Annotated in this window: 8 protein-coding genes and 2 pseudogenes; 3 read left to right on the top strand and 7 right to left on the bottom strand. The window is 71.4% G+C overall.

All coding sequences use genetic code 11. The features are described 5' to 3' along the window. The 3 genes from AOK11_RS32180 to AOK11_RS32170 form a co-directional block, all read right to left on the bottom strand. Positions 1-870 (bottom strand): serine/threonine-protein kinase (locus AOK11_RS32180; protein WP_276204857.1); only part of this gene is annotated, 870 nt, incomplete at its 3' end. A 38-nt stretch (positions 871-908) separates the two neighbouring features. Next, positions 909-1553 (bottom strand): hypothetical protein, encoded by a 645-nt coding sequence (locus AOK11_RS32175; protein WP_055597217.1) that lies wholly within the window; start codon positions 1551-1553, stop codon positions 909-911. Between the two features lie 256 nt (positions 1554-1809). Next, positions 1810-2565: an HNH endonuclease family protein gene (locus AOK11_RS32170; protein ID WP_055597218.1), complete on the bottom strand. Its 756-nt coding sequence runs from the start codon at positions 2563-2565 to the stop codon at positions 1810-1812. A 266-nt stretch (positions 2566-2831) separates the two neighbouring features. Here AOK11_RS32170 and AOK11_RS32165 point away from each other — a divergent pair, with 266 nt between their 5' ends. Then, positions 2832-3035, top strand: coding sequence for an antitoxin (locus AOK11_RS32165; protein ID WP_055597216.1), 204 nt, complete (start codon positions 2832-2834; stop codon positions 3033-3035). A gap of 238 nt (positions 3036-3273) precedes the next feature. On the opposite strand, the gene mfd is transcribed toward AOK11_RS32165, so the two are convergent. Further along, positions 3274-6861 (bottom strand): transcription-repair coupling factor, encoded by a 3588-nt coding sequence (gene mfd, locus AOK11_RS32160; protein WP_055597215.1) that lies wholly within the window; start codon positions 6859-6861, stop codon positions 3274-3276. 292 nt (positions 6862-7153) lie between these two features. Between mfd and AOK11_RS32155 the strand changes: the two genes are divergently transcribed. Next, positions 7154-7945 carry a class I SAM-dependent methyltransferase gene (locus AOK11_RS32155; RefSeq protein ID WP_157869491.1) on the top strand — a complete coding sequence of 264 codons (792 nt, stop codon included), beginning with the start codon at positions 7154-7156 and terminating at the stop codon, positions 7943-7945. A gap of 188 nt (positions 7946-8133) precedes the next feature. Continuing rightward, positions 8134-8709 (top strand): hypothetical protein, encoded by a 576-nt coding sequence (locus AOK11_RS32150; RefSeq protein ID WP_055597213.1) that lies wholly within the window; start codon positions 8134-8136, stop codon positions 8707-8709. A gap of 97 nt (positions 8710-8806) precedes the next feature. Here AOK11_RS32150 and AOK11_RS32145 read toward each other — a convergent pair whose 3' ends face one another. The 3 genes and pseudogenes from AOK11_RS32145 to AOK11_RS45620 all read right to left on the bottom strand — a co-directional run. Further along, a complete protein-coding gene (locus AOK11_RS32145) occupies positions 8807-11386 on the bottom strand; it encodes an ABC transporter permease (RefSeq protein WP_055597212.1) in 2580 nt (859 codons plus the stop codon). Continuing rightward, positions 11383-11991, bottom strand: a pseudogene (locus tag AOK11_RS32140) (ABC transporter ATP-binding protein); the annotation flags it as partial. The pseudogene AOK11_RS32140 and the gene AOK11_RS32145, both read right to left, overlap by 4 nt. Positions 11992-11993: 2 nt before the next feature. Then, positions 11994-12148, bottom strand: a pseudogene (locus AOK11_RS45620) (ABC transporter ATP-binding protein); the annotation flags it as partial. Between the last annotated feature and the right edge of the window lie 66 nt (positions 12149-12214).

Raw genomic sequence — 12214 nt, 5'->3', positions numbered from 1 at the left:
GTCCGGCCAGGGGGCGTGCGGGCGCAGGAAGGGGCGCGTGGGGTCGAGGGGCGCCCCGGTGGGCGTGCCCCTCGACGGCAGCAGCAGCGTCAGGTGTTCGTAGACCTCCTGGGCGGAGGCGGGGCGGTGCTGCGGGTCCTTGGCGAGCAGGCGCAGCACCAGTGCCTCCAGCGCCTCGGGGACCTCCTGGCGGACCTGGCGCACCGGCACCGGCGCCTCGTAGAGGTGCCGGTGCAGCACACCGAGCGCCGTCGAGCCCGCGAAGGGCACGTCGCCACTGAGCAGTTCGTGCAGCAGCACACCGAGCGCGTACAGGTCCGTGTACGGGCCGACCGCGCCGCCCATCGCCTGCTCGGGGGCCATGTAGGCGGGTGAGCCGATGGGGGAACCGGTGTGCGTCAGGCGCGTGGTGTCACTGTCCATCACGGAGGCGACACCCAGGTCGAGCACGGTGACCGTGCCGTCCTGCTTCACCATCACATTGCGCGGCTTGAGGTCGCGGTGGACGATCGGCACGGCGTGCACCGCGCTCAGCGCGGCACACAGCTGCGCGGCCACCGACACCGCCCACTGCCACGGGTACGGGGAGTGTTCGGCGAGGTGGTCGCCGAGGTCGGCGCCGTCGACGTACTGCATGACGAGGAACAGGTCGCCGTCCTCGCTGCCCGCGTCGTGCACGGTGACCAGGCCCGGGTGGTCGACCTGGGCCGTCACCCGGCACTCGCGCACGAAACGGCGGCGCAGTTCGTCGGCCTCCGGGCCGGCCACCTTGTCCGGGCGCAGGATTTTCACCGCGACCCGCCGGTCCAGCCGCTTGTCGTAGGCCGTCCAGACCTGCCCCATGCCGCCCTGCCCGATGAGCGTGGACAGTTCGTAGCGGCCGGCGACGACCCGTTTCGCCGTCACGCTCACCTGTCACCCCGGTCGTTGCCGTGGCCCTGGCCGCCGTCGCTTCTGCGCAGGTAGTCGCTGAGCTCGTCGAGTTCGGCGCGCACCTGGTCGATACGGGCCGGCCCGGGGCGCTGCGGCGGCTGCGCCGGGGGGACGGAGGAGGGCGGCGTGTCGTGGTGCGGCACGGGCGTCGGAGGCAGCTGCCCCCCGGGCTGCGGGACGACCGTCTGCACGTACGGCGACGCGGGCTGCGGGTAGCCGTACGGCAGGGGGGCGCCGCCCGGCGCGTGCATCGTCGCGGCGTAGGGCGACTGCGGGCCGTGCATCCCGTGCCGGTGCAGCAGGCGGTAGTGGCGGATGTCCATGGTCAGGTAGTACGCGGCGGCGCCGGCGCCCAGGGACAGGAGACAGTAGAGGGCGACATCGGTCCGGGGGTCCGCCTCCGGCAGCGAACCGATCACCATCAGGAAGAAGAGGGACAGCGGCAGGCTCACCCAGGCCATCAGCCAGTCGAGGAAGCGCCCGCGCAGCACCGCGACCCGGAACAGCGGCACGCAGGACAGCAGTCCGCACGACAGGAAGCCGGCGGCGGCGATCAGCACGCGCAGGGTGATGACCGTTGCCGTGCTGCGGTGGGGCGGCGCCGCGCCGTGGCCGTACATGACTGCTCCTGGACCGGTGTAGCCGATGGGACAAGTGGTGCGGGTCCGCGAGTCTGCGCGGAGCAGAACGCGGTGGGGAGTCCGAGCGTATAGGCCGACAGGGACAACCGGTCCCGGTGTGTACCGAACCGTTGCCGTCCTGACCGTCTCGTCCTCCCCCGCGCCCCCTCCGCGCGGAGAACGGACAGCGGGCGCAGGGGGTTTCACGAAACGGACGGAGCGGGACAGGTCGCCCCGCGGCCGCACGAGGCGACGATCAGCCGCCGCACTGCCGCAGCATCATCTCCTTGTCGGCGGTGGTCACCGGCATCTCGTACTTGACGGCGACCTGGGCGAAGCGGACCGCGTACGCGCACCGGACCTGTTTGCTGGGCGGCAGCCAGGCCGCGGGCCCGGAGTCGCTCTTGGAGGAGTTGGCGCCGCCGTCGACCGGGATGAGGTTGAGGGGGTCGTTCGCCAACTGCTCCCGCTTGGCGACGGACCAGCGGGAGGAACCCATCTGCCAGCTGTACGAGAGCGGCACCACGTGGTCTATCTGGACCTCGGCCGCCTTCTCCTTGCGCCAGTCGATGGTCTTGCCGGTGTACGGGTCGGCCAACGTCATGGCCACGACCACGCAGCGGGAACCGGACTTGAACCGCAGCTCCTGCCCGTCGCGCTGGAGGAGGTCGTTCCGCGTGTCGCACCCGTTCCTCGCGAAGGGGACGCCGTCGGCCGTGTCCTTCCAGGCATAGCCGAACTCGTCGCGGTCGTATCCGGTCCTCGGTCCGCGCCCCTTGGTCCTCACCGTCTCGATGAGTTCGCGTCCGGTGGTCCGGTCCGCCTCCCCGGTCAGCGGGGCGAGGCCCGGTTCGATGCCCTTCGGGTTCTCCAGGGGGCTGGCGACCCGTCCGTCCGGGACCTGTGCCGTGCCGTCGCCCGCGGCGGGAGAACCACCCTCCTCGAGGGCCTCGCAGCCGGCGAGGAGCAGCACGGCGGCCAGCGCCGGGGCCGCGGGGCCGATGCGGCGCAGGACCCCGGGCGCGCCCTCGCGGCGCACCCGCCCGCCGGCCGCCCCCGCACGTCCCGCTCCGCCCCGCTGCACGCCCGCCGGGAACGTTGTCGAGTACCGCCTCACGGCACCCCCTTTTCCTGCACCTTGCGCCCGTCCCCGAACGGCCGGGATCTCACTGTCTCCACGGTAGCCAGCGAGAGGTCCAGACCACACCACCGCAAAAGGGGCATTCGACGCACGTTCCGCGTAGGGTCGGTGCTGAGTCACCCGGGAAGGAGCTCCGGATGGGCATCTTCGACAAGTTCAAGAGCAGCCGCGCGGCACAGGACAAGGCGAAGAAGGCCTCCGACGCCGCGGAGAAGAAGATCAACGAGAGGACCGGCGGCAAGTACGAGAAGCAGGTCGACACCGGGCAGCGGCAGGCCGAGGAACGGCTCGGCATGAGCCGGGACCAGGACCGGGACCAGGACCGCCCCGATCAGGCGTAGCCTCCGGGGCCCCGCCCGGCCGCCGGACCGGAACACGCCGGAACACACCGGGAAATTCGGACGATCCGTCGTGCGCGGCCCGGCCCCGCAAGGGGCCGGGGAGCCCGCACGACGGGACCGCCGGAACGTACGTCACCACGACCCGACGTGACCCCGATCCGGGAACCGCCCACGGACTCCCCTCCCCGTGGGCGGTTTCGCGCGTCCGGGCGGCCCGGGCACGGCGGAACCCGCCGGGTCACGATCCCAGGATCGACGTCAGGAACTCCCCGACCCACGCCAGCAGCTCCCGGCCGACCAACGGCTTCCCGCCCACCTTCGCGGTCTTCGGACGGGGCACCAGCACCTGGTGCGCGGTCGGCTTGATGACCGTGCCGGGGTAGAGCCGCTTGAGGCGCAGCTCCTGGGACTCGCGCAACTCCACCGGCGCGAACCGGATGTTGCTGCCCTGCAGGACGATCTCGCCGACGCCGCACGCGCGGGCGAGCATCCGCAGCCCCGCCACCAGCAGCAGGTTCTCCACCGGTTCGGGCAACTTGCCGTAGCGGTCGACGAGTTCCTCGCGCACCGCCTTGACGTCCTCCTCGCTGTCGGCGGAGGCGATGGACCGGTACGCCTGGAGCCGCAGCCGCTCGCCGGGCGCGTACTCGTGCGGGACGTGCGCGTCGACGGGCAGCTCGATCTTGACCTCGAGCGGCGGCTCCTCCTGGAGCTCGCCGGTCTCCAGCTGGCGCCGGTAGTCCGCGACGGCCTCGCCGACCATCCGCACGTACAGGTCGAAGCCGACGCCCGCGATGTGGCCCGACTGCTCGCCGCCGAGCAGGTTTCCGGCGCCGCGGATCTCCAGGTCCTTCATCGCCACGTACATGCCCGCGCCCATCTCGGTGTGCTGGGCGATCGTCGCGAGCCGCTCGTGCGCGGTCTCCGTCAGCGGCTTCTCCGGCGGATACAGGAAGTACGCGTAACCGCGCTCCCGGCCGCGGCCGACCCGGCCGCGCAGCTGGTGCAGCTGGCTCAGGCCGAAGTTGTCGCCGCGCTCCACGATCAGGGTGTTGGCGTTGGAGATGTCGATGCCGGACTCGACGATCGTCGTCGACACCAGCACGTCGAACTTGTTCTCCCAGAAGTCGACGACGACCTGCTCCAGCGCCGACTCCGACATCTGCCCGTGGGCGGTCGCGATGCGCGCCTCGGGCACGATCTCGCGCAGCCGGGTCGCCGCGCGGTCGATCGACTCGACCCGGTTGTGGATGTAGAAGACCTGTCCCTCGCGCAGCAGTTCACGGCGGACGGCCGCGCCGATCTGCTTCTCCTCGTAGGGGCCGACGAAGGTGAGCACCGGGTGGCGCTCCTCCGGCGGCGTGGTGATCGTCGACATCTCGCGGATGCCGGTGACCGCCATCTCCAGGGTGCGCGGGATCGGGGTGGCCGACATGGTCAGCACGTCGACGTTGGCGCGCAGCTTCTTCAGCTGCTCCTTGTGCTCGACGCCGAACCGCTGCTCCTCGTCAACGATGACCAGGCCCAGGTCCTTGAACCTGGTCTCCGAGGAGAACAGCCGGTGGGTGCCGATGACGACGTCCACCGAGCCCTCCCTCAGTCCCTCCAGGACCGCCTTGGCCTCCGTGTCGGACTGGAAACGGGACAGCGCCCGCACGTTCACCGGGAACTGCGCGTACCGGTCGCCGAACGTGCCGAAGTGCTGCTGCACCAGCAGGGTCGTGGGAACGAGGACGGCGACCTGCTTGCCGTCCTGGACGGCCTTGAACGCGGCCCGCACCGCGATCTCCGTCTTGCCGTAGCCGACGTCGCCGCAGATCAGCCGGTCCATGGGAACCGTCTTCTCCATGTCCTCCTTGACCTCGGCGATGGTGGTGAGCTGGTCGGGCGTCTCCGCGTACGGGAAGGCGTCCTCCAGCTCGCGCTGCCAGGGCGTGTCGCCGCCGAAGGCGTGCCCGGGGGCCGCCATGCGCGCGCTGTACAGCTTGATCAGATCGGCGGCGATCTCCTTGACGGCCTTCTTGGCGCGGGCCTTCGTCTTGGTCCAGTCGGCGCCGCCGAGCCGGTGCAGGGTGGGCGCCTCGCCGCCGACGTACTTGGTGATCTGCTCCAGTTGGTCGGTGGGGATGTAGAGGCGGTCGCCGGGCTGGCCGCGCTTGGCGGGGGCGTACTCCACCACCAGGTACTCGCGGGTCGCGCCCTGCACGGTGCGCTGCACCATCTCGATGTAGCGGCCGACGCCGTGCTGCTCGTGGACGATGTAGTCGTCCGCCTCCAGGGTGAGCGGGTCGATGGTCTTGCGGCGCCGGGCCGGCATCCGGGCGCCCTCGCGGCCGGACGCCTTCTGGCCGGACAGGTCGGTCTCGGTGAGCACCGCGAGCCGGAGCACGGGGTCGACGAAACCGTGGTCGATGCAGCCGCAGGCGACGTGCACGAGGGACGGGACGATCTCACCGAGGTCGCCCGTCGCCGGCTTCCCCTCGGCCCCGGCCAGGCGGGCCGGGATGCCCTCGCCGCCGAGCACCTCCACGGTGCGGGCGGCCGGACCGTGGCCCTCGGTGACGAACACCGTGCGCCAGCCGTCGGCGAGCCAGCCCTTGGTGTCGGCGAGCGCCCGCGCGGTGTCGCCCCGGTAGCTCTCCGGGGCGTGCATGCCGAGCTTGAGGGTGTCCGAGTCCCCCGCCCCGTCGCCGTCGCCGTCGGACGCGAACGTCCCGTCGGCGGCGAACGGCGACACCGACCACCACATCATCCCCAGCTCGCGGGCCCGCTCACGGACGTCCGCGAGGGACCGCAGGGAGGCCGCGCCGACGTCGATGGGCGCCTCGCCTCCCTGGGCGGTGGCCGCCCAGGACGCCTGCAGGAACTCGTGCGAGGTCGCGACCAGGTCCGCCGCGCGGGTCCGCACCCGCTCCGGGTCGCACACCACGCCCATGCTGCCCTCGGGCAGGACGTCGAGCAGCAGCTCCATGTCGTCGACCAGGACCGGCGCGAGGGACTCCATGCCCTCGACCGCGATCCCCTCGGCGATCCTGCCGAGCAGATCGCCCAGCTCCGGGTGCTGCTCGGCCAGCACCCGCGCGCGCTCCCGTACGTCCTCGGTGAGCAGCAGCTCCCGGCAGGGCGGGGCCCACAGTCCGTGCTCGGCGACCTCCAGGGACCGCTGGTCGGCGACCTTGAAGTAGCGGATCTCCTCGACGTCGTCGCCCCAGAACTCCACCCGAAGGGGGTGTTCCTCGGTGGGCGGGAACACGTCGAGGATGCCGCCGCGCACGGCGAACTCGCCGCGCTTCTCGACCAGCTCCACGCGCGTGTACGCGGCGGCGGCGAGCGCCTCGACGGTCTCGTTCAGGTCGGCGCTCCACCCGGTCCGCAGCGCGACCGGCTCCAGCTCGCCCAAGCCCTTGACCTGCGGCTGGAGCACGGAACGCACGGGCGCGACGACGACCGACACCGGGCCCGTCTCCGGGTCGTCCGCGCGGGGGTGCGCCAGTCGGCGCAACACGGCCAGGCGGCGTCCCACGGTGTCGCTGCGAGGGCTGAGCCGCTCGTGCGGCAGCGTCTCCCAGGACGGGTACTCCACGACCTCCTCCGGCGGGAGCATGGAGCGCAGGGCCGCCGCCAGGTCCTCCGCCTCCCGGCCGGTCGCCGTCACCGCCAGCACCGTACGGCCGGTCTCCCGGGCGAGGGCGGCGACCGCGAACGGGCGGGCGGCGGAGGGACCGACCAGATCGACGTGCATGCGGTTGCCGTCGGCGGCCGCCGAGATCGCTTCCGCGAGGGCGGTGTCCTTGACGACGGCGTCCAACAGACCGTGCAGGCTCATTCGGGGCGCTTCCATCCGGAGGTGTGCAACACGACGGGCCCGACACGCGTCGCGGGCCGGGGGTCTCCAGCGTACGACGCCCCGTCCCCGGACACCGCGCCCCGTCGGGCGGCGGACCGGGCACGGGGTGGCGGGCCGGGCACGGGGTGGCGGTGTCCGGAGCACGACCGCGGGCGACGGACGGAGCACGACTCGGGCGGTGTCCGGAGCACGGCCTCGGACAACGGACAGTGACGGACAACCCTCCCCGAACCGCCCGTGTCGCTGCACCCGGTGAATCGTTGATACCACCGTGGCTACGGAAAGTTACGGCGACGTGCTGTTCTCATCGGCACGTGACAACGAACAGACACGTCTGGACGGGCTCACCCGGGCCCTGGACCCGGTCTCCTTCCAAACCCTGCACGACCTCGGTGTCGGACCCGGCTGGCGCTGCCTCGACGTCGGAGCGGGGACCGGTACCGTCAGCTCCTGGCTGAGCCGGACCGTCCACGGGCCGGTCACCGCGGTCGACCGCGACATCACGTTCCTGGCGCGGAAGCGGTCCCACCTCGACGTCGTCCACGCGGACATCAACCACACCGACTTCCTCCCGGGCGAGTTCGACCTCGTCCACGCCAGGCTGTTGATGATGCACCTGCGGCAGCGGGAGGAACTGCTGCCCCGCATGCTGTCCTGGGTGCGGCCGGGAGGGCTGCTGGTGCTCACCGACGGTGTCTCACTGCACCCCCGGCAGTACCACCATCCCGCCTACCGCGAGGTGATGACGGGGCACTTCCGCATGATGGCGAACGTGATCGGCAGCGACCTCCACTTCGCCTCCCGGTATCCGCAGATCCTCACGGACCTGGGACTGGCCAAGGTCGGTCTGCTCGCGCACCATCCGATCATCGGGATGAACCCGGGGTTCGCCACCTTCGTCGCGCACACGCTCGAACAGTCCGAGAGCCACCTGCTGGCCGACGGGATCGCCCAGGCCACGCTGGACGAGGCCGTCGCCCACGTGCGCCGGCCCGAGACCCGGGAGATGTTCATCGCGATGCTGACGGCGTGGGGACACAAACCGCACGGAGTCGACCGGTAGGCCCGCCCCGCCCCCTGCGCCGCACCTCTGTACCGCATCTCTGCTCTGTACCGCGTCTCTGCGCCGCGCCCTGCGTCGCGCTCCCGTGCTCCGCCCCCGCGCTCCGTGCCGAGTCCTCCCGCATTCAGCGAAAGCAAGCCCCGGATCAGATGACCACAGTCCCTCCTTGCGCTCCACCCCCCGGCCCCGTGCCCGGACTCGACCGGCGCGTCGCCGAGTTCACCTCTTCCCGCACGCGCATGCTCCTGGCGGGCGACGGCCTGACGACCGTCCTCCTCGAAGCGGCGACGAGGGCTCCCCTGCACGTCCGGATCACCCACACCGCCCGGCTGTCCGCGCACGCCCTCGACGACCCCGGTCCCCGGACCGCGCTGGGTCTCGAGGCGGGCCAGCCGTGCCTGCTGCGCCGGACCCGGCTGGTCACTCCCACCGGGGTGCCCGTCTCCGCCAACGTCGTGGTCGCCGCGGCCGGCCGCGACGCCGACGTGGACGCGGTGATGCCGGCCCCGCAGCCCCTGGGGTACGCGCTGGCCGGCCGGGGCCGCCGACTGGAGCGGCGCCTGCTCCATGTCGGCCGCGTCGCCTGGCCCGAGGCCCCGGACCGGACCTGCGCGTCCAAGACGTACCTGATGTGTCACGCGGGCGGGCCGCTGGTCTTCGTACGGGAGATGTTCAACCCCGCCTACTTTCCCGCCGGCACGGACGGGGCGGCCCTCGCGCATGAGGCGTGCCCTGCACACGGTCCGGCCCGGCCGGTGCCCTGAAGGCACCCGCACGCACGAAGCCGCCCGGCGCCGGTGGCCCTCCCGGGCTTCCCGACACCGGGCGTTCCTCCGCACCCCCCGTGTGCGGTGGCCGCGGTTACTCCGTGGCGATCGCGTTCAGGACGTTCATCCGGCCCGCCCGGAACGCCGGGACCAGTGCCGCGAACAGCCCCACGAACGCCGAGCCGATGAACACACCGATGATCGTCGGCCACGGGATCTCGAGGACCTTCAGGCCCTCCAGCGCGAGGAGCTGCTGGGCGGTGGCGCCCCAGCCCATGCCGAGCCCCAGGCCCAGCAGGGCACCGAAGAGGGCGATGACGACCGACTCCAGGCGGATCATGCGGCGCAGCTGGCGGCGCGAGAGGCCGATGGCCCGCATCAGGCCGATCTCCCTCGTCCGCTCGACCACCGACAGGGCCAGGGTGTTCACCACACCCAGGATCGCGACGACGATCGCCAGGGCCAGCAGGCCGTAGATCATGTTCAGCAGCTGGCCGATCTGGTCCTTGAGCGCTTCCTTGTAGTCGGTCTGGTCGCGCACGGTGTACTGCGGATAGTCGTGCAGCGAGTCCTTCAGCGCCGTGTACGCGGCGTCCTGCCGGCCGTCCTTCGCCGAGACGAAGAGCAGCATGTCCAGCGGCATCTTGTCGGCCGGTACGTACTTGGCCATGGTGTCGATCGACGTGTACATCGCACCCGCGTCGACCACGGCGTCGCTGCTGGTGATCGCCCGGACGGTCAGGCCGGCGGTCGACCCGTCCTTGAACGCGACGTCGATCTTCGATCCGAGGCTGATGCCGTGGTCTTCGGCGAACTTCTCGTGGACGGACATCGAGTCGGGCCGGTAGGCGTCCGCGAGCTGCCCCTCCACCGTCTCGACCCGCAGGTCGGTGGCGTACGTCGGGTCGGCCGCCGTGATCGCCGTGTTCTTGAGCGTCTTGCCGTCGGGCGTGGTGAAGTCGGCCTCGGTCCACTTGTACTCGGTGACCCGCTCCACCTGCGGGGTGTCCTTCACGGCCGTCACGGCCTGCGGGGTGATCAGCTGACCCGCATCGTTCTGAATGATGAAGTCCGTGCCGACGGTCTTGTCCAGCTCGTCGGTCGCCGAGGCCACCATGGACGAGCCGACCACCGACAGGCACGCCACCAGGGCCAGCCCGATCATCAGCGCGGCGCCCGTGGCACCGGTGCGGCGCGGATTGCGCAGCGCGTTGCGCTCGGCCATCCGCCCCACGGGACCGAAGACCCGCAGCACGACGACGCCCAGGACCCGGACCACACCGCCGGCGAGCAGCGGGCCGATGAGCACGAACCCGATCAGCGACAGCACCACGCCCAGGCCCAGCCACATCGAGCCCTCCGCGGCCTTGTCCGCCGCCGAGGTGAGGTACAGCGCGAACGCGCCGACCGCGGTCAGGAACGTGCCGATGCCACCCCGGATCCAGCCGGCCCGGGCGTCCGCGGGGGCGCCCGCGTCGCGCAGCGCGGCCATCGGGGAGATCTTCCCGGCCCTCCGCGCGGGCAGGTAGGCGGCCAGGACGGTGACGACGACGCCGAGGAGCAGTCCGATCGCCGGGGTCGTCCAGGCGACCGTGAGGTCGTCCGTGGACAGCTCCATGCCCGCCATGCCCATGAGCTTCATCAGCCCGACGGCGAGGCCGACGCCCGCGCCCACTCCGAGCACCGAACCGACGACGCCGAGGAGCAGCGCCTCGATCAGCACCGAGCGGTTGACCTGCTTGCGGGAGGAGCCGATGGCCCGCATCAGGCCGATCTCCCGGGTGCGCTGGGCGACCAGCATGGAGAACGTGTTGATGATCAGGAAGATGCCGACGAGGAACGCGATCCCGGCGAAGCCGAGCATCGCGTACTTCAAGACGCTCATGAAGCCCTCGACGTCCTTCTGGCCGGCCTCCGTGCTCTCCTTCGCGGTCAGCACCTTGTAGTCGCCGCCCAGAGCGGCCACCACGTTCTTCTTCAGCTGCGCGTCGCTCACGCCGTCGGCGGCCGTGGCGTTGACGTTGGTGAAGACATCGCTCTCACCGAGCAGGGCTTGCTGGGCGGTCTTCGTGTCCAGGAAGAAGATCGCGGCACCGGGGTTGGTGACGGTGAAGTCGGCGATGCCGGAGATCTTCGCGGTGTGCGTGCCGACCACGCTGATCACGCCGATCTCGTCACCGAGCTCCAGGCCGTGCTTGTCGGCGGTGTCGGCGTCGACCAGGATCTGGTCGGGGCCCTCGGGTGCCGCCCCAGAGGTGATCTTCATGGTGCGGGCGTCGTTGGCGGTCCAGTTGCCGACGATGGTCGGGCCACCGCTGGTGGGCGAGAGGCTCTCCTTGTCGCCGTCGACGACGGTCAGCGAGGTGGAGTGCAGCGCCCCCTCCGCCGACTTCACCCCGTCCACGTCCCGCACATCGGCGAGCACGGAGGCCGGTATGACCGGCGGCTTGCCGTTGTCGGAGGTCGTCTCGCCGCCGTCGGAGGCGTCCTTGGCGCTGACCGTGACGTCCGACGCCGTGGCCGCGAACAGCTTGTCGAACGTCGTGGACATCGTGTCCGTGAACACGAGCGTCCCGGACACGAACGCCACCGACAGCAGCACCGCCACCGCCGACAGCGCCATCCGCCCCTTGTGCGCGAGGAAGTTGCGCATCGAGGTCTTCAGGACGGTCATGACGTACGCCCCCGCGCGTCGAAGTCCTTCATGCGGTCCAGGACCTGCTCGGCCGTCGGCTGGTGCATCTCGTCGACGATGCGGCCGTCGGCGAGGTACAGCACCCGGTCCGCGTAGGAGGCGGCGACCGGGTCGTGGGTGACCATCACGATGGTCTGGCCCAGGTCGTCGACCGAGCGGCGCAGGAAGCCGAGGACCTCGGCGCCCGCGCGCGAGTCGAGGTTTCCGGTCGGCTCGTCACCGAAGATGATCTCCGGCCGGGCCGCCAGCGCCCGCGCCACCGCCACCCGCTGCTGCTGCCCGCCGGAGAGCTGGGTGGGCCGGTGCTTCAGCCGCTCGGCGAGCCCCACGGTCTCCACCACCCGGTCCAGCCACGGCTGGTCCGGCTTGCGGCCGGCGATGTCCATGGGAAGCGTGATGTTCTCGATGGCGTTGAGCGTCGGCAGCAGGTTGAACGCCTGGAAGATGAACCCGATCCGGTCCCGGCGCAGCCGCGTGAGCTTCTTGTCCTTCAGCCCGGTGATCTCGGTCTCGTCCAGGTAGATCTGCCCGCTGGTGACGGTGTCGAGCCCGGCCAGGCAGTGCATCAGCGTGGACTTGCCGGANNAACCGGCCGCGGGCGATGTCCACGTCGACGTGGTCCAGGGCGACCACGCGGGTCTCACCGGACCCGTACGCCTTCACGACCTGCCGTGCCCGCGCGGCAACGGCCGTACGCCCACCAGTTCCTTCGTGCTTGGGAATGGTCACAGCCGATGTCACGGTAAGTCTCCTATGTCGGTCAGCAAGTGGAAAGGCGGTGCCGACGCGGCCGCCGTCATGCCCGAC

The sequence above is a fragment of the Streptomyces hirsutus genome, assembly GCF_001418415.1.
Lineage (GTDB): Bacteria > Actinomycetota > Actinomycetes > Streptomycetales > Streptomycetaceae > Streptomyces > Streptomyces hirsutus.
Note: the sequence above shows the minus strand (reverse complement) of the source record. Positions and strands in the feature narration are given on the sequence as shown.